This is a genomic window from Pseudoalteromonas sp. S1650 (assembly GCF_005887195.1).
GTDB classification, from domain to species: Bacteria; Pseudomonadota; Gammaproteobacteria; order Enterobacterales; family Alteromonadaceae; genus Pseudoalteromonas; species Pseudoalteromonas simplex.
In genome coordinates, this window is record NZ_PNDF01000040.1 from 1 (window position 1) to 20,152 (window position 20,152).

General features: G+C 39.7%; 12 protein-coding genes. 3 read left to right on the forward strand and 9 right to left on the reverse strand.

Translation table 11 applies throughout. From position 1 onward, the window contains the following. Window positions 1–801, forward strand: an 801-nt coding sequence (locus CWB80_RS12955; RefSeq protein WP_138686282.1) for a CHRD domain-containing protein, incomplete at its 5' end; no start/stop codon positions are given. A 52-nt stretch (window positions 802–853) separates the two neighbouring features. Here the strand turns inward: CWB80_RS12955 and CWB80_RS12960 are convergent. From CWB80_RS12960 to CWB80_RS12970, 3 genes are all read right to left on the reverse strand, one after another. After that, entirely contained in the window at window positions 854–1,339 is a 486-nt protein-coding gene (locus CWB80_RS12960) for a DUF6436 domain-containing protein (RefSeq protein ID WP_138599419.1), read from the reverse strand. Between the two features lie 13 nt (window positions 1,340–1,352). After that, window positions 1,353–2,819: a methyl-accepting chemotaxis protein gene (locus CWB80_RS12965; RefSeq protein ID WP_138599418.1), complete on the reverse strand. Its 1,467-nt coding sequence runs from the start codon at window positions 2,817–2,819 to the stop codon at window positions 1,353–1,355. A 76-nt stretch (window positions 2,820–2,895) separates the two neighbouring features. Next, window positions 2,896–3,450, reverse strand: coding sequence for an isochorismatase family protein (locus tag CWB80_RS12970; protein ID WP_138599417.1), 555 nt, complete (start codon window positions 3,448–3,450; stop codon window positions 2,896–2,898). 252 nt (window positions 3,451–3,702) lie between these two features. Between CWB80_RS12970 and CWB80_RS12975 the strand changes: the two genes are divergently transcribed. After that, on the forward strand, window positions 3,703–8,154 hold the full coding sequence (locus tag CWB80_RS12975) for an EAL domain-containing protein (protein WP_138599490.1): 4,452 nt from the start codon (window positions 3,703–3,705) through the stop codon (window positions 8,152–8,154). Here the strand turns inward: CWB80_RS12975 and CWB80_RS12980 are convergent. From CWB80_RS12980 to CWB80_RS13000, 5 genes are all read right to left on the reverse strand, one after another. Then, window positions 8,126–10,399 carry a response regulator gene (locus CWB80_RS12980; RefSeq protein ID WP_249362580.1) on the reverse strand — a complete coding sequence of 758 codons (2,274 nt, stop codon included), beginning with the start codon at window positions 10,397–10,399 and terminating at the stop codon, window positions 8,126–8,128. The two genes, CWB80_RS12975 and CWB80_RS12980, sit on opposite strands and share 29 nt — an antisense overlap. A gap of 579 nt (window positions 10,400–10,978) precedes the next feature. Beyond that, window positions 10,979–11,872 (reverse strand): cation diffusion facilitator family transporter, encoded by an 894-nt coding sequence (locus CWB80_RS12985; protein WP_054554589.1) that lies wholly within the window; start codon window positions 11,870–11,872, stop codon window positions 10,979–10,981. 137 nt (window positions 11,873–12,009) lie between these two features. After that, window positions 12,010–15,912, reverse strand: a complete 3,903-nt coding sequence (gene cobN / locus CWB80_RS12990; protein WP_138599415.1) for a cobaltochelatase subunit CobN — start codon at window positions 15,910–15,912, stop codon at window positions 12,010–12,012. Continuing rightward, on the reverse strand, window positions 15,909–16,253 hold the full coding sequence (locus CWB80_RS12995) for a DUF2149 domain-containing protein (RefSeq protein ID WP_054554591.1): 345 nt from the start codon (window positions 16,251–16,253) through the stop codon (window positions 15,909–15,911). The genes cobN and CWB80_RS12995 overlap by 4 nt, the downstream gene beginning before the upstream one ends. A gap of 1 nt (window position 16,254) precedes the next feature. Further along, window positions 16,255–16,782, reverse strand: a complete 528-nt coding sequence (locus CWB80_RS13000) for a MotA/TolQ/ExbB proton channel family protein (protein ID WP_054554592.1) — start codon at window positions 16,780–16,782, stop codon at window positions 16,255–16,257. A gap of 179 nt (window positions 16,783–16,961) precedes the next feature. Between CWB80_RS13000 and CWB80_RS13005 the strand changes: the two genes are divergently transcribed. After that, entirely contained in the window at window positions 16,962–19,142 is a 2,181-nt protein-coding gene (locus tag CWB80_RS13005) for a TonB-dependent hemoglobin/transferrin/lactoferrin family receptor (protein WP_138599414.1), read from the forward strand. Window positions 19,143–19,191: 49 nt separating this feature from the next. On the opposite strand, the gene CWB80_RS13010 is transcribed toward CWB80_RS13005, so the two are convergent. After that, on the reverse strand, window positions 19,192–20,139 hold the full coding sequence (locus tag CWB80_RS13010; RefSeq protein WP_138599413.1) for an AraC family transcriptional regulator: 948 nt from the start codon (window positions 20,137–20,139) through the stop codon (window positions 19,192–19,194). Between the last annotated feature and the right edge of the window lie 13 nt (window positions 20,140–20,152).

Below are 20,152 nucleotides of genomic sequence, written 5' to 3' on the forward strand. Positions count from 1 at the left end.
GCATCAGGTGGTCATTACGTTAACGTACATACACCTGCTAACACGGGTGGCGAAATTAGAGGTCAGATCCTAACAGATAACTATCAACTCGTTACTTTCCCACTTAGTGGTATGCAAGAAGTTCCAGCGGTTGATACGATGGCATCAGGTAGTGGTTATGCCTTAGTTAATATGGATAACTACCATTTAGAATTGAGAGCATTAACCGAAGGTGTGAGTGACGCCACTGCAGCCCACATTCATACAGGTCGTATAGGCACCAATGGCGACGTTCTTGCCGCGTTAGAGCAATCAAGCGATAACATGAACCTGTGGCAAACACCTGAAAACACCATGATCAATGCAGATATTTTTGCAGTACTCGCATCAGGTGGTCATTACGTTAATGTGCATACTCCTGCTAACCCAGGTGGTGAACTACGTGGTCAAATCCTTACCGACAACTATGTGTTTGTCACCTTTCCGCTAAGTGGTGAACAAGAAGTACCTGCGGTCACAACGGATGCGTCTGGCGATGGTTATGCGCTAGTGAATACCAATGATTACAGTGTTGAGTTGCAAGTGCTTACATCAGGTGTAAGCGATGCAACTGCTGCCCATATTCATACCGGTGTAGCAGGTGAAAATGGCCCTGTGTTAGCTCCACTTGTACAAGACAGTGATGATATGAATCGCTGGATGAGTAGCACAGGCTTAATGATAGACGCCGATATCTTTTCAGTTTTAGCCTCAGGCGGTCATTATGTAAACATTCATACCCCTGCAAACCCAAGCGGTGAGATACGAGGCCAAATTCAATAAATATTAAATACAGAGGCCAACATACTTGGCCTCTTTTACTTACCTTTCAAGCTCAATTAATTTCACAATAACATCCCTCGGCGTCTGAATTAATAAACTGGCTATTAAAACCCGCTCGTAAGTTTGCAATTACTAACTCAACAAAGCCATTCTGACTTGAACACGCGAGTCCTTTTGATAATGGCCCTGCATACACAAGCTGTTGATTTTCAGAAACAAGTACTGCGGCAGGTTGAGCGGGTAATATTGCAGCAACCGCAGATGTTGGTTTAAGTTTTATTACTTCAATACCTTGCTCTGCTGCATAGCTGCTAAGGCTTGTTATGTGCGGTTGTGAGCGCTCTGAGCATACACAGGTATTTTCATCAATAATGTACAAGGTATCTGTATGGGTGATGCCAAGTCCCATACTTTGTTGAAATGTAGTCAGCCAGTTAGCTGTTGCCAGCTTTTTATCTGGATCAAAGGTGCTTGCTTGTTGAGAATAAGCAAATACCAAGGCTAATGCCACAGAGGCAACCCAAAGTAGAGTTGCCATTATCAGCCATTTGCTATTTGAATTTAGCAATACCTTGCTCCAGTACATCGATACTTACATCAATTAACTGTACGCGATCGGTGAGTTTTTCAATCATTAGATTATCGTTGGCTTGGTTAGCAATTAAGGCTTGTGAATTATCGGCAATAGCACGCGTATTACCCGCTTGATTTTGCACTACATGTGCAACCGATTGTGAGCTACTTGCAGCAACATTCACCTGCTCTGTCATCTCGGTAATTTGCAGTTTCATCTGCGAACTAATGGCCGACAACTGCTCTATAAGCGCAACACTCCCCTGCATCGACTTAGTTGATGATGCGCTGTTTTGCATCAAGCTTTCAAGCGTATTGGTGATTTTATCTGTCGTGTGTTTACTACGTGTTGCCAAGTTTCTCACTTCATCAGCCACCACTGCAAAGCCACGGCCTTGTTCTCCAGCACGGGCGGCTTCAATTGCAGCGTTTAGTGCAAGTAAGTTTGTTTGCTCAGCAATTGACGAAATCTCATTGAGTAATTCTGAGATATGCGAACATGCACTTACAAGTTGGCTAATGTTTTGATCTGCCTCTTGAAGGTTATTAGCAAGCTCAGCCGTTTTGCTGTCGGTATTCGCCACTTCATTTAATGCCTCTGTGGCACTTAAATGGAGCTGCTCAAACTGTGTTTGTAGTTCATTACTTTCTTGTTCAACATGGGCAAAGCCTTCGGCGACTCGTTCACCTGACTGCGCGATATCTGCAGATAACTGCTCACGATGAAGTGCTTGCTCATACAATTCGTCGTGTACTTCAAGTAATTGTTTAGACTGATTTTTTAAAACACTACTTTGGCTTTGAACATCACCGATCACACTCGATACAAAACCCAGTAAACGGTTAAAACCCGCTACAGCTTCACTGTGACTATCATCCGCTCTTAAACTAATATTAATGCTGTTTTCGTCGGCCATTATCTGCTCTGTTGTTGTGCTTAACGATAAGCCAGAACTACGTTCACGATGTAGGGTTTTAGCAATATAGCCGGCTACAATTGCTTCAACAATGGCATACACGGCATGAATAAGTACCGTGCTAAAATACAATCGGTCCGGGTCAAAAACGTATAAGCCCACTTCGTTTATCTGTAAAAAGTAAAAGCTCAAATGGTGAACGGCCACAAAAGCAAGTGCAGTTATAAACACGCGCCATTCAACAAACATGATCAATACGGCCATTAAAATGAAAATTTCAAAATGTACTTCAATGAGGCCGTAGCTTTGTTGGATGTGTAAAAACGAAAACATCATGCAACCGGCAGCTACAACATGAGACGTTAATTTGCTCGTTGGGTAGTGATGGAGCATCCAAAGTGGTAAAGACAGCAATAATAAACCAGTTACTACACCCGTTATCAAGGTCGAATAGATAAAGCCTAAAACCAAAGACTCAACAAACAATAAAAGGAACAAATAAGTAAAAAGGCGGCGCACACTCGTCATAGATAAAGCCTTAATGATTAAATACTTTACAAGAATACAATTAATCGAGCCAATACGGTTCGAACCGCATCGTGGTTCACTTTATTAATTGCAATAATGCTCTAAATTGATCGGTCCCTGCTTTTTCTAGCCATTGAAATATCACACTTTCTGTACAGGTAATAATAGCACCTGCTGCCAATAACTGCTTAATTGCTAACTCTTTGTGTTTTTCGTTGCGTGAGGCAATGGCATCTTCAACCACAAACACCTGATAACCTTTGGCAATTAAGTCTAAACAGGTTTGCAGTACACACACATGCGATTCTGTACCCGTCACCACTATTTGCTTACGATTGAAGCCAGCTAATTGTTGGTTAAATTGCGCTTCTTGGCATGCGCTAAAATGTATTTTGTGATAGCAATTATTACCATTTATGAAGGGTAAAAGCTGTTCACTACTTTTACCTAACTTGGTTGGGTTTTGTTCAGTAAATAAATACGGAATGTCTAAAGCTTTAGCTGCATTTATCAACTTTTCGGTGTAATTAACAGCTTGGCCAAAGTCGCTTATGACAGGCTCAAGCCCTGCTTGAAGGTCAATAATTAATAACAAGGCATGATTCTTTTGACTTATAAATGAATGACGCATAACTTTCCCTTAGGTTGCCTATGGGCTATTTATAGCACAGCTAACACTATGTTGTACCTTAATTAAACATTTACTAATTTATCTTTTCAGCTGACTCAATAACATTCATAATTGTGCTATATTTTGTTAAAAATTATATGCAAATAATAATTTAGGGTTAATCAGTCGGTGCCTAAACTTTTTCTTTTGATATTCAATTTGCTGTTCTTCACGCTCACCTTTTCAGTGAATGCACAAAACTATGCTTTGCAAATGCAGCGGATCTCTACAGATGAAGGGTTAACCCAAGGTAGTGTAACTAAAATCGTGCAAGATGATTTAGGCTTTATTTGGGTTGGCACTTATCAAGGATTAAATAGATATGACGGCTATCAAGTAGCCGCTTTTGCTGGCGAATATATACTTGATCAACGACAGATCACTTTTATGACTAAAACCAGTGATGGCAAGATTTTTGTGAGTACTGAGTTTTCAGGTGCTTACTTCATAAACCCAAAAACACTCAGTGTCGAAAAAGTCTATTCAGGAAAACTAACCCCTGAAGATGTTTATTTTTCCCCTATTCTTGCACTCGAAGAAGATGACAGCCATTTCTTTTTCGCAATCAATCAGCACCTTTATTCTTACCATAAGCAAACCAAAAAGTTTTTGCATGAGTTTTCAATCGATAAGCAAGATGACTTTATTCGTGCTTTAGCTCTGCATGATAATTTTTTATACATTGGAACAACCGCAGGACTTTTTTCAAAAAACTTAGTGGATGATCATGTTTCTCGTATTGAGCTTGCTGATGAAAATAAATTAAATAACGATAATAAAAACGCAAAATTTTTGTACCTTGATCCTCAATTAGGTCTGTTAGTTGGTACAGTCGAAGGAATGTACAACATTCCATTTAATGCAGATAAACTTCTCGCAGTAGATAAAACCAAACTATTGGTTCCTGAATTAAATATTTGGGATTTCGCATCTAGTAAATTTGGTGAGTATATTGTCACTGAAAAAGGCTTATTCGAATTTAATAGGGAAACTCTATCCGCCGAATTTATTTTGAGCTATGAGCAAAGTAAATTTTTAATGACCGACAATACAATTGTCGACGTGATGATTGATAAAACAGGATTGCTATGGCTTGCATCTCGTTCGCAGGGAGTTTTTACATGGTCCACCTTAGCAAGGCGTTTTAAGCATATCGAATCAACGTCTACTTCTGGTAATGTCAACAATAGTGTTTGGGCGGTATTGCAAGACAGCGAAAACATTATTTGGATCGGCACCGAAAATGGCATGCTGAAGTATAACCAATTAACAAACTCCATCAGCCCTTACCTAGTTAATGACGATATAAAAGCCTTTCATGGAGAACATGCTGTATATGGCATTGCACAGGCAGAAATAGAACCATCTGAACGCTTTCTGTGGCTTATGAAGTACAGAGGCTTAGCGCTCTTTGATAAGATCAGCGGTGATTTAGTGCCTTTAAAAGGCAGTAAAGAAGTGATTAATATATTAGAAAATGAGCCAAGTTGGGGCTTTCATACTTTAGGTTCAGATCAATTTGCATTTATTACTCAAGAAAACTTTTATCGCTACAATGGTAAAACAGGTGAATTACGAACTATTAAGGGACTAAAAGAACAAGTCGATATTATCAATGCGCACTCTTTTTTAAAGCCACTCTCGAGTCACCCTAACGACTATTTGTTAAGTATGTCTGGCCATTTGTATCGTTATAATGAGCAAACTGAAAAATTGACACTTGTTTATCAAGTCGAAAACTTCAATCCACTCACATTTTCTGTGATTGATGATTGGGTTATTGACCACAATGATACACTTTGGCTGGCTTCATCTAACGAAGGGTTAATTGCTGTTGACTCTCACTCCTACGCTATTAAACATCGCTTAGGCACTCAATCTGGTCTCAATGCAAAATCAGTGTATGGCTTACAAATCGACCGCTTTGGTTTTTTATGGGCTAGTTCGCAAAATGGCCTGTATAGAATTGATTTAAGTTCAAGAAGTATCAATTCGTATTTTATCCGTGATGGCCTTTCAGCTAATGAGTTTAATGTTGATGCCGATGCAACGCTAGACAATGGCCAAATTGGCTTTGGTTCGACAAGGGGCTTATTGTTAATCGCACCTGAAGACTTTTTAACTTCACCAACAGAATTAGATGCGATAAATACTGAAATTACTCATGTTTCTTTGCTCTCTCGCGAGCTGAACTATCATCCATACAAATATATCAATAACCCTCTTCAAATGACTGCTGAAGACATCGGTCTTGAGGTTAGCTTTTCTAACTTTGATACTATCAATAAGGATAAAACAACTTATAAAGTAACTTTAGAGGGACCAACGTCATTAAATTACGACAAATTAACCACTAACAAAGTATTTTTTACCAAGCTACCTCCCGGACAATATATCTTGTCTGTTGCTTCTAACTCCGAGAGCTCCAAAGTCAGTTCAGCAACAAGACAACTACAGTTTAATATTGCCTATGCGCCTTGGTCTTCACCAGTTGCGATAACAGGTTATGTGCTGCTCATTTTTGCCATACTCTTTTTCTTTTTTTGGCAATACAGAGCACGTCAACAAGTACTGAATAAAGCGCATGCTGATGTTGTTAAATCGCAACAACAAACTGAATTAGCACTGAGCAGTAACAAAAGTGGGGTATGGGAAGCCAATTTAAGCCAGCAAACGCTTTTAAATAATCGCTTTGTGACAGAGCTGGGTTACCACAAGAGTAACGAGAGTTTAGCCCTCATTGAGTTCCTTGATTTTATTCATCCAGCGGACCGTAGTGCCTACTTAAACCATTGGAATGCCTTTGCAAAACAATCAAATCAAGAACAATGGAATATCACCTACCGTTTAAATCATCAAAATGGTAAGTGGTTATGGTATCAGGACATTGGCCGTGTCGTCGAAGTTGATGAAGCAAATAAGCCAATAAAAGTAACAGGTATCTATACCAACATTACCGAACAAAGAGCAAATGCACTACAAGCAAGTGTGCTCGGTGAAGCTTTCAGCCAGATAAATGACTGGCTTTTAATTTTAGACAGCCAGTTAAAACCATTTTCAGCAAATACAAGCTTCAGTGATACATTTGCTATTACGGGCAATATAACTGATCTAACAATTAAGGACTTTGTTCGCACAATAGGTAGGGCTCAGTTCTTAAGATACATCAATGTGTTAAAAACATTAAAACCAAAACAAAACTGGAAAACAGAAGCTTATATACACACTCAAAAAAATCCAACCCACCCTGTTCATATCAGTGTTACTGCAGTTGCGAAAGATAATCAAGCGATTAGTCATTATGTGATTGTAATTTCAGATCTTACAGAACAAAAGCGTGCTGAAGATGAGTTACGTTATTTAGCGAATTACGATCCATTAACGGGCTTACCAAATCGTTCATTAATGCATTCAAAAATCAATAATTGTATAAATCATTCTAAAAAGCATAACAAGTTAGCAGCCTTGTTATTTATTGATTTAGATAAATTTAAGCCAGTGAATGACTCTTTTGGCCATGCTGTTGGTGACCAATTGCTGTGCAATATTACGCAACGTGTAAGTTTACTTTTACCTAATAATGCAACGGTTGGTAGACAAAGTGGCGATGAGTTTTTAGTGTTAGTCAAAGATCTTCATTCGCCTCAAACGTTGAGCGAATTAGTTAAGCAACTTACACAAGAATTAGCAAATAAAGTCATTATTGACGATTTTTCTATCAATATTTCAGCCAGTATTGGGGTTGCACTCTATCCTTTTGATGCTAAAACAGCTGATGAGTTAATACGCAATTCTGATATTGCCATGATGCATGCCAAACAATCTGGGCGAAACAATTTCAAATACTTTACCGAGCAGATGAATAACCAGCTCACTAAAAAGTTATTACTCGAAAATGCGTTAAAAGATGCCTTTAAAGATGATGAGCTTTTTAATAATTATCAGCCAATTGTTAATGCTAAAACGAAGCAAATTAATGGTGTTGAATTATTAATGCGCTGGAAGACAGAACAAGGTTTTATTTCACCTGCTGAGTTTATCCCTATTGCAGAAGAAATTGGTTTAATCGATGTACTTACAGAACAGGCTTTAAATCGAGCTTTAACAGAATTGCAGCCAATTTTAAGATCAAACCCTCGGTTTTACCTTTCTTTAAATGTATCGCCAACGCACATATTAAAGGCGAACTTAACCGAAAGACTCTTGTTGATCCTGAATAATTTTCGCATTAAGCCTGCGCAATTGCGCTTAGAGATTACTGAAAACACATTACTAGAAGACAAAGATAAAGCCTCAAAGCAGCTACGAAAGTTAAAAAATGCGGGTTTTAAACTATTACTTGATGACTTTGGTACCGGATATTCTTCACTGACTTACCTCAGTCAGTTTCCAATTGACGTCATTAAAATAGACCAAAGTTTTGTGCGCAATATTGGGCATGATCGAAGTAACGAATCAATTATCAAAACAATCCATGCGTTATCCGCTAATTTAGGCCTTTATTGTATTGCCGAAGGCGTTGAAACTACTGAGCAAATTAAATTTTTACAACACATGGGCTGTGATGACTTTCAAGGTTACTACTTTGCAAAACCTATGCTTTCTGAAGACCTACTTGCAGAACAAAACTTGCAATCTATTGTTGCTCGTTTAAAAGAGCTTTAAGCCATTTGTTTAAACACGCATATAATTGGTCTTTATTAATTGGCTTTGAGATAAAATCATCCATGCCAGCAACAAGGCAACGCTGCTGATCCTCTTCAAATGCATTCGCAGTGATGGCAATGATTATAGCCTGACCATACAAGTGCGGGTTCTGTTTTATTTCTTTTGTACATTGATAGCCATCCATATTTGGCATTTGGCAGTCCATAAGGATAATATCAGCTTGATAACTCTGCAGTATCTCAAGTGCTTCAAGGCCGTCATTTGCTTGTTTGAGATTACACTCAGTGGAATGCAGCATCTTTTTCAATACAATTTGATTAACAGGGTTATCTTCAACTAGTAAGATATTCAAACCTGCTAATTGGGGCGTCGCAGTGCTTTGGTTATCCACTGAGGCTGAATTACTAATAATTACAGGCATCGTGATGGTGAACTCACTACCAACGCCTTCTTGACTTGTTAGCTTAAGCTCCCCTGCCATTAACTCAATAATTCGCTTACTAATGGTTAGCCCAAGTCCCGTTCCGCCATATTTACGTGTGGTAGAAATGTCGGCTTGAGTAAACTCGGTAAACAGTTTTGCCTGCTGCTCACTTGAAATCCCGATGCCTGTATCACGAATGCTGATCTGCATTCGGTCATTAACCATAGTACAGCTCATGGTAATGTCGCCCGACTCTGTGAACTTGCCAGCATTACTCAAAATATTATTTATAACTTGGCTAAACCTTAAAGGGTCTAAACTGATACAACTTGGTACAGAGTCACTAATGTTAAGCTTAAATGTCACCCCTTTTTTTACGCTTGTACTACTAAACACCTTGGCAATTTGTTCAAGTAACTTAGTTATTTCAACTGCACGATACGCTAACTTTAAAGCACCCGCCTCTATTTTGGAGAAATCTAAAATATCATTTAAAATCAGAAGTAAGTTATTCGCACTTTGATGGATCATCACTAATTCTTCGTGTTCTTCTTCTGCTAAATCTTTATTATCTAGTAACAGCTGGGTCATCCCTAAAATACCATTTAGCGGAGTTCGAATTTCATGACTCATATTAGCCAAAAACTGAGATTTAGTGCGGTTAGCATTATTTGCAGCCCGTACTGCTTCAACCAACTCATTGGTTTTATCATCAACCTGTTTTTCTAGTTGTGCATTAAAGTCTTTCAGTCTTACGTTTAGTAATTCATTTTCGTGGTTCGCTTGATGTAGACGATTGAAGCTCAGTGCGAGCTTATTCGCAAGGCTCGAAAATTGTGATTGCAAGCGGCTCACTTCTAACCAAGTTTGCGGTAAATACGTGTCAGTATCAGCATTTTCTGGCTCAAATTTATCAATTTGTTCAGCAAGTTTGCGTATCGGTGTTGTCAGCCAACGACTTAGTTGAGTGATGAAAACGCTTGTCAGTAAAATAATAAAAATGATCATAACCAATGACTGTCCCCATGCATTTACAGCGACATCATTCGCGTGTTTTCGGTTTATCATGGTCATAACCATCCAATTATGGTCAGCTAAGCGCGCTTGCTTAGCATAATATTGCTGCTCATTGTGTGCATCAAATATGATAAAACGCTCTTCATTCGCAAATGAATCAATCTCTTCATTGCTTAGTTGTTGCATCTCTTTAAAATCATCGATGGTGCTAAACACAACTTTATTAGCCGCATCGAGTATTAGTAAATCACCTTGATGACTAAATAAACTTGGACGTAAACTAGCAAAGTAATCAAACATCAGCGAGCCTTCGACCACGCCAGTAAACATATCCTCAATATAAATAGGCGCTGAAACCGCAACAATGGGCAGAGAACCAAAACCACGCCCTTTAAAAATAGTCGAGATATAACCCTGCTTATTGGACGGTGCATGAATAAAGTAATCACGATCTGAAACATTTGCGCGAATGTTTGACTGCTGCAAACTTACAGCTAATGATTGGGGGTAAAAATGAGTAACATCTGCAAAAGCATCAGTGATGATTTGAGTTCTAAAATCTGGGTACAGATTAGCCATATTCTCAAGTGCAACCTGTTTGGGTAGCCCATGAGCAATACTTTTTGCGGTTAGAACCACTCCTTTTTTATGGTGCTCTAAATGCGAATCGATAACTCGCGCTATTTCATTCGCTTTTTCATTAAGTTGAGCGTTAACCTCATACTCTATGCGAGCATAGTGATTGTTAGTCAAAACAATTGAAGTGAGTATTACCACTAAAATGACTAACAAGCTAACCACGTAATTAAGTATTTTATCCAATGAGGAATAATATTTGTGCCAAGAGTATCGACTAAAGAAAAAGCTCAATAAATCTATTACAGACAAGTAAATAACTGCATTTAAACAGTACTTAGCCAATGCTATCAACAGAGTGAGTGTAGGTAATGCTAAAAAATAGTGCCCAAATACCCAAAGAATGGGTGAACCTATAACAAACCAAAAAAGCATCCCTCTCAAAAAGACAGGACGCGCCTTAGACAGGCAATATAATTGTAAAAATATAAGCTCTAAGGCAAAAACAATGGATGGCCAAGCATGGCCCCAGCGATAGAATATGAAGCCAGTACTAATGATAAAGGTGATAATTGCATAGCGCCAACCGAGTAAAAGCAGGCTTAAAATGACAAAAAATTGCCCAAGCAGAAACTCAGAGCTATCCAAAAAAAATACTGGCAATAAATTAACTAGACCTGCAATGCAACCAAGCAACAGCGCAGCTAAAAAGTTAATATAAAATGGCTTATTTTGAAGCAAAAAAGGCATCCTAACACCCTAGCGATACCTTTAAATTAAAAGAAAATTAAACATTTTGCCACTTTAATTAACATAATGGCATTCATGACTTTCGATTTGTAAAACACTTTTGTTTACTTTAAAGCGTGAAAGCAATAGCTGTTCTACTTTGAGTCGACACGCCTCATCATGCTTTTCCACGGTACAATGCTGCTTTAACACCACATGTGCTCCCACAACAATATCTTTGTCTTGGCGCATTACCGTTACATTATGCACATTTTGAACGTGTTCTATTGATGCAATACTTTGCTCAATAGCTGCTACATCAGGAAGCTTACTACGGTTTTCCAGTAACCCTTTAATACAGCGAATAATCACTTTAACCCCAGTGAACAATACAAAGATCGCTATGAGCATACTCGAAATAATATCGATTTCTGCCCACCCGGTTAAGTAGATTAAAATTCCAGCAAAGAAAGTAGAAACTGTCGAAATTAAGTCAAAGAACGAATGGAGAAATACCGCATATACATTAATGCTTGCCTTACGCCCTTTATACAAAACCCATGCAGCTGCGCCATGAAACAAAAATCCAATAGCAGATATAACTGACATCAAATAGCTATTGATTTGTAGTTCATGCCCATCACTGTGATGGAAATAACGTTCTCCACCTTCGTAAAGAATAACTAAGCTAATGCTTAAGTACAAAACACCATTGATCAAGCCACCGGTCAGTTCAGCTCGTTGGTAACCATCGTTAAAGTTTTTTGCAAAGTAAATCGCCATGCTTGAAGCAATAAGTGCAATAAATAAAGAACTGTTATGAACAAACAAATGCCCAGCATCAGCAAGTACAGCAAGCGAATTAGAATAATAGGCACCAATGATCTGAATAACCATAAACGAGCACGTTATGGCTAAAGCAATTAACAAGCGGCGTCTAGAAGCTTGGTGTGTTGTAATATCTGTCATGAAGAAGTGGAAAACCTATTCGCTGGAGATGGAAATGATATAAAGTCGCAATTGTAATACGTGACGCGGCTAAACGCACTAAAAAGTTATGAAAGGCGGCCAAAAACCTAGCCTCGACCGCCTTTTGTAAGGTAATGCTATTGTTTCACTCTTATAAAGGGGCTAATCATTCCAGTAAAGAAAATCCCGCCTAATAGCCACCATAATGTATAGTCAGACTCTGTCTGTTTACCTTGTTCAACCTGTTCGAGTTTTTGGCCACTCACTTGCTGGCTAGCTGAACTTACACTGTTAGCAAGTTCTGGTGCCGCTTGCCCAGGTACTAAAGGAGCAAGGCCAAAGCCTGCATTTTGCTCTTTTACGAATTCGGTAAATATTTCATTGTCTGTAACTACATCATGTTGATTAGCAATTTCAGTGTAGGTTTCAAGCATTTTCTTCAGTGTCTCGGCATCAGCTTGCCAATAACCTTTGCGAACAGCCTCTAACATTCGCTCAATGATTTGTGCTAATGCTTCAGCGTTATGTTGCTCAAAGAATTCGCGCATTTGCATATCGTATTTATCATCAACATACACTTCAAAGAATTCTTGCCATTGATCATCTCTTACCGCGTCGGGGGTCATAACTTCCCAGCCCCACATGTTATTCATACGGTCTAAAATAGCGGTAGCCCCAGCATAACCTGAGTCTTGCATCGCTTTAATCCAACGAGGGTGGAAATAACGACTGCGCATCTCGTTACTGATAAACTGATCTAAAGTTTGAATTTTCTCCTGCCCCTTACGGCGCAAATTAGAGACATACATTTGTGGTGTTTTACCATCAATATTACGAACCGCTAGGCCGATGCCACCAAAGTATTGGAACGGATCATCATTTGTCATGAGTGCATAAAGGTTACTTGAACGAGAAAACACCACCCCATCAGTGCCCGACAACACCTTTTTGTATAGCCCTGTTTCTGATAAATTTTCGCTCCAGCGAGCCTCATCTTTACCAAAACCAAAGCCCATTCGATCTAAATACAAATTAGCTAGCTTACTATCATTTTCCCAGCTATCAGAGTCAAGCGCTCCTCCCGCAAGCCCTGTACCGTATGCACCACTTTCATTAGAGAAAATACGCACAGAAGATAAGTAATCTGCATCTTCTTCACTTTTACCTTCGTCTAATAATGTTTGCTTGAGGGTCATTGAGTGACGATAAACAAAGTTATTGTCTTCTTTCATCTTTGCCACTTTATCTATTGCCTCGGCAATCCAAAGCATGACATTAGGAAATGCATCACGGTACAAGCCTGTCGCAGAAACCACTACATCAATACGTGGCCTGCCAAGCTCTGAGTATGGGATCACTTCAGTGCCAACAATGTTGCCCTGATTATTCCACTTCGGCTTTATCCCCATTGCATGGAGAATTTGTGCTTCTAACGCACCTTGATGACGCATTGTTTCAAGTGACCAAAGTGAAAAAGCAAGCTTCTGTGGGTAGCGGCCATGTTCCGCTTGATACTGCTGTACAGTTTGTTCAAGCATCTTAACCCCAGCCTGATAAGCTTCTTTTGAAGGTACTTTCGCTGGGTTAAAGCCAATTAAGTTTCGACCTGTTGGTACAGCCGCCGGATTACGAATAGGGTCATTACCGTGGCTTACTGGTATATACTGACCATTTAAACCATTTAGCAAACCGGTGATTTCTTCACTTTTGTGAAAGTTTTGCCAGTACTCTTTTGCTGTCGCAATATCACTTTGTAACGACTCAGGGATGGCTAAGTTACTATTTTCACCCAGCACTCGCGCTAGTAACTGAAATCCTTCTAATGCCTCTAACTTTACAACCTTACGTTCGTCTTCACGTTCAGACTCGCCAATAGCAATACCTATTTCTCGCTCAAATTCACCTGCTTGTTTAGTGAAATCATCACCAAGCATTTGCAAAATAGTACTGTAAAGATGGGCATTGATTGGTAGCTCACCAAAAATATGAACTCCCAGCGGCTGGCTCATCTGTGCCAGTGTGTTCAAGTGATCTTGTAAGACGGTAATCTTGTCAGCAAATTGAGCAGCTAAAGTAGCTTCATCAAGATCGAGGTCTTTTAACATATTCAATTGCTTAGCAAGCTTAATTATTTCTTGCTGCGTATTTGATTTTGTTTGCCCTTCATCCAACATTAAATAGTTGGTGATCAGTTCGTTTAATTTTGCCACCTCAGTGTATAGCCCTGCTTTTGCAAAGCCTGGGGTTAAGTGACTTATCATGGTGGCACGACCACGACGCTTTGCCTGCATCGCTTCACCGACATTATCAATAATGTACGGATAGAAAACAGGAATATTGCCTATCGCTAAGTTTGGCGCATCATAAACCGATAAGCCTCGCTCTTTACCACTTAGCCACTCTTGTGAACCATGAGTACCTAAATGCACCACCGCATCAGCATTAAAAACATCACGTGCGTATAGATAAATAGCTAAATAACTATGATTGATGACCGATTTAGTACTGTGATACTGGGCAGCATGCTGCTTTGCCGTTTCACCACGCACACCTTGAGGAAGTACAATCATGTTACCCAGTTCCATGCGAGGAATGACAAACATCATTTCGCCATTGTGCATACGCAACATACCGCTTTCACTTGGTTGGCCATATTTATCAATAATTGGCTGAGTGACATCCTGAGGCAGGCTATCAAACCAAGTTTGATAGATACTTAGCGGTAAATAATCTGCGAGTCCGAGTTTTACCAAAGCCTCAGCATCTTCACCACGATAATAAGGGCGAAGCAATTTACCCGCTTGCTCAACTAACGTGGCTGTATCCGTTTGTTTTACTTGGTAACCCTTTTCGTTCATCGCTTTTGCGATGTTAGCAATCGAACTTGGTACATCTAAAAATGCAGCGCCAATATTCTTTTCACCCGGCGGGTAGTTCCATATAAAAGTGGCGACTTTTTTATCTGTGTTTTTAATGTGCGCTAAATTGGCATGATTAAATGCCCGTTCAACCAACGCATTAAGTTGTGCTTGCATTGCCACCTTACTGCCCTTTTCATTGGCAGCAATAATAATTGGGTCGGTACTACCCGTATCTTCTGGCATTACAAGAAAGAACGGAGTGAGTGCTGGTGATACACCCGCATGATCTTCTTTAAAAGCCTGTTCATCGCCTTCGGTATAGTTAAGTGCATGAATAACAGGCACACCAATTTGCATAAACTCTGCGCGGCGTTTCTCAACATAGTGTAATGAACGATAGTTAATGATTAAATCTACCCGTGAACCAGTTTCATCACTCAGTAACTCTGGGTAGGTTAATGCTTCGTCATTGCCTTCAAAGAAAAACGCCAATGCTTTCGCACCTTTGTTCTGAAGACCTGTAATTAATGCATCAACTATTTGTTGCTGTTCGTAATCAATGACTGAACGATGAATCGCTATCGCTATAACTGGTTGAGCTGGCTTAGCATCTAACCAATTAAAAAACTGCATTTCATCAGCACTAACATGGCCGTCAAACTCAGGATGATATAAACCAACGTTTGGAATGACTTTAACTGGCTCTGCTGGCACATCTGAGAGTTTAAAAATGGCATTTGCAATATAAAGCATCATATTACGATAATTATCGCGCCCAGCATTATTGTAATAACCGCCAAGGTGAGTATGTTGCTGCTCAGATAAACCGCTATTCATTGCTGAGTTTTCCATATCACCGAGTGAGATCACTGGCACATTGGGGTACTCAGTTAAATATGGCTGATACTTAGCAAACATATATTTTGAAAGCGCAGGGTTGATGCCATCCAACAAAATCAGCTCAGCATTTTGCCAAGCTTGTTTAATCTCTTCGTCTGTTTTGCCTTTAGTACTAAAATTAGTAAAGGTGAACGGTTGATCTTCAGCAAGGCTTGTTAGCAATGCCCCTTTCGATTTAGCCACATGACCCGACATCATTATAAGCACTTCAGGCTTTTGTGCTGCATGTGAAGTCAGTGCGCTGAATAAAAGCAGCGCATACGTTATTATTCTTATCATTGTGTATTCTCTTGTTTGCCCGTTGCTGAGCCATCACTTTCGGGGACATATACAAAGCTACCGTCAGCCATTTTATAAGCCACACCAGCGCGCATGCCCTCGCCAGAACCAATTTCACCGTTAGATTTATATTGTTTAATCTCCTTGCCCTCTTTAACAATTACTTCCATATTTGGCTCACCGGCATTTTTAACAACAGTCACGTTTTCTGCCGTAAAAGGGCTGAGTGGGTTTTGTGCAATTGCAATAAGAAGTGCAGCAATAATCACCAGAAATACATCAACAAGATTAACGGCACTGACAATTGGGTTTAACTCTTCATCTTCGTCTAAAAAGCGCATGTTATTGCCCTCTTAATTTACGAATATTGATAAGTTCTTGAGCGCACCAACGTTTTTTAACCGAAGCTGGCCAAAACGTTAGGGTCGAAATAACCAAGCCCCAAATAACCGCTGCAAAGGCAATGATTAAATTTTCGCTGATCCCCTGAATGTTGCCATCGGCAAGGGCTTTTAATGCAGGTCCCATTGGGATCATAGTAGCAATTAGACCAAGCATAGGTGCGATACGGGTAACAACTCTAAGTACTTCTAGTTGTTTTAACGCAAACACTTCAAGCTCATCCTCAGATGCCGTTGGATTCGCTACATAGTAATTATGGACATAAAAGCCTCTGTAATTCGTGGCCGTTTTAGTATCGATATCTCGCTGATAAGCAAGCTGATTTTTTCTTCTGATTAGATATTCAGATACAAACCTCCCTGCTGCGAAAAACGCATAAACAAAGAGCACTGCAATCACTAAAATCACAGGTGCCATTAGAAGAGCTGACACATCAGCCATAAGTTGTTCGATTATTTGGATATTCACATTATTGCCCCAGTAAATTTGACGGGCTCAAATGTACGTGAAAACACACACCATTACAATAATGCAAATAGGAACAATTTGCATTTATATTGATCTTTATAAAAATAGGCGTATTATTCTGGCAAAAATTAAACAGTTCTCTGTACACAAATAATATAAAGCTCCAAAGGAAACCAATAATGCGCCTAGCTAAAACACATTCTTTACGCATTTTAATCGCTGCGACTCTTGCAGCTTCTGCAACACCTAGCATTGCTGATGAATCAATCAAAGCTGACGATTTAGAAGTAATTGTTGTTAGTGGCTCGCGTACTGAAAAACCATTAAAAGATGTTGCTGCGAGTATTTCTGTAATCACAAGTGACGAAATTGAAAAACAAGTTGTTACTGATATGAGTCAATTATTCTTATATGACCCAAGTATTCAGGTAACTGGCCGTGTTGGCGGTGCACAAAACATTCAAGTACGAGGTATGGGTTCTGATCGTATTCTGATGATTAAAGACGGCATGCGAATGAACGAAGGCTACGGTGCAAACGGCTTGAACGATATTGTGGGTCGTGGCTTTATTGATACCGATACTTTAAAGCAAGTTGAAGTTGCAAAGGGTGCTGCATCTTCGCTTTATGGCTCAGATGCACTGGGCGGAATCGTGGTGTTTACAACTAAAGATGCAAGCGACTATTTACAAGACGGTGAGCAGTTTGGCGGCCGTGTGAAATTAGGTTACAGCGACTTAGATGATCAAACCAGTTTAGGTGCAACACTGTATGCTCAGCATGGTAACTTTGATCACCTATTAAGTGTAACCGCTCGTGATGGCGAGGAAGAGCAAAATAAACACCAAAGCAATGCGCCATTCGAAATTGATTCACAAAGCCTTCTTTACAAACTTAAATACAACATAAACGATAAAGATTACATTAACTTCTCTGCTGATCTGTGGCGCCAAGATGTCAACGGCGACAGTGCTGATGGCCTACTTACCTATTTCCGTGGCTTAGCAGAATATGGCTACAATATTGCCACCGAAAACACGCAAACCGAAAAAGACAGCGACTCATATCGCTTTAGTTACAACAATAATTCAGCCAATCGCTTATGGGATAGCGCTCAGTTTAACCTTTACTACACTAATAACCGCCAAGACGACCAAGAATATGCGTTATTAGACATCAATGCGCCAATGTTTGGTACCGTTGAAATGCGTGACATGTGGAAAACAGGCACCTATGAGCAAACAACCTACGGTTTAATCTCCCATGCAAGTAAAGCCTTAAATAAACATCACACTCTTGGTTATGGTATTGATGTTGAAACAACCGAAAGCTTACGTACTGTGCATGAATATCGTGAAGTTGAAGGCGAAACAACCAAAGACGATACCACCAATAAGTTCCCTAAAAATGATACTCTTCGTGCTGGTTTATTCATCAATGACGAAATCTCATTACTAAACGACAAACTGGTTGTAACGCCAGGTGTTCGTTTTGATTATTACAGTATGGATCCAAACGGCGCTTTAAAAACAGATGGTGAAGAATACGCTAAAATTGATGAAAGCAACCTCTCATTTAATTTAGGTGGCTTATATTACATCAATGATATGTTGAGCGCTTATGCGCAATACGGGCAAGGCTTTAAAGTACCTGCTTATGACCTAGCTTACATTGAGCACTATAACCAACCTACCGCTGAATACATTTATGAAGTATTACCTGCGGATGATTTAGATCCAGAGAAAAGCGATACTTTCGAGCTTGGTTTACGTGGCCACATAGGCGATTTTACGGTTACAGCAGCGGTATTTCACAATAAGTTTGATGACTTTTTAGCAACCGAATTAATAGATCGTGAAACCGTATTTAATGACGACGGCTCATTTGGATATATCCACGATAAATATCAGTATCAAAATATTGATTCAGTAACCATCAAAGGTGCAGAGTTTTCTACAACTTACTATGCAACAGATGCTATTTCTGTGTTTTTGAATGCAAGTTATCAAGACGGTAAAAATGACGAAACCGATGAATACATCAGCTCAATCAACCCGCTATCAGGTAACTTGGGTGTGAGCTTCCAAGGTGACACATTTGGTAGTGATTTAATCGTTAACTTTGCTAAAAAAATGACCAAAGTGAACGAAGGCAATTACGAAACACCAGGCTATGGTACGGTTGATTGGTTAGCACGAGCAAGCTTTGGTCAAGCTAATCTAAACTTAGCTATTCGTAACTTGTTCGACAAAACTTATTATCAGCATGGCAGCCTTGCGAACCATTCAGCTTCAGATAGTTTAGAAGGGCTCGAAAGTTCTGGTCGTAGTATTTCTGCAAGCATTAGTTATAGCTTCTAATTAGTTTTTAAAACCTTGTCGAGTGCAGCAATGCACTCGACTTATGGCATTAATTTTTTTGCCTGTACACTTTTGGCGACATGCCATACCAGCGATGAAATGCATGATGAAATGCGCTAATTTCAGAGTAGCCACATAAAAAGGCTATTTCTGTGACTGATAAGTCTGTTTCGTTTAACAATGACACACTTTTTTGCTGTCTTAATCTTGCCAATTCTTTACTAAAATTTGTGCCCTCTTTTGCAAGACGCCGTTGCAACGTTTTTTCACTCATATTAAGTGCTTTTGCCATTGCTTTATTGGTGGTTTGGCCTTGAATTAAATGCTCTTCAAGTAAAATTCTCAGCACCTGCGTCACATTCGTTTGCGTCACCAGTTTCATCTGGCTTGATAACACAGGTTCACTATCGGTATTTTCGCTAAAAAATAGGCTATGGGTCGTAGCGCCGTATTCAATTTTGCAATTAAAGTGCGCATTAATCTCACTATGAGGCTCTTTACGTTGCAAGCAAATTCGCGTTGGGTGCCAATCTTTTCCCTTCACAGTGCGCGCTATTTTCACACAAAACGCCATGGGTGCCTCGTAGCTTAGCAGTGACATATCCCGCTCACCATCACTAAAGTTAAAGCGAAGTTCATACTCACTACCGTGATCGATCAAAGACACATTATGTGTATCGCCCATCAATTTTTGATAACGCAATATCAACCGAAAAGCACTCAATAGCTGTGTTGACTGAATAATAGCCATACCTACTACCGGAATAGCCCGTACATTCATGTTACTGCCAACATAAAGACCTAAATGCGTGTTTGGTAACATCGCTTGCGCCTGCTTCCAAAGCATACTGACACTCGCTTGCGGGTATCGGGCTGTTTGGCTACTTAATTCTGCTAAAGGAATATTTGCCGCTGCAAACAACTCATTAATTGGTAAGCCCTGCCATTTAAACGACTCAGCCATAGCACGAAGCCACCAGCTTGATAAGGTTCTCATGCGCGTCCTAAAC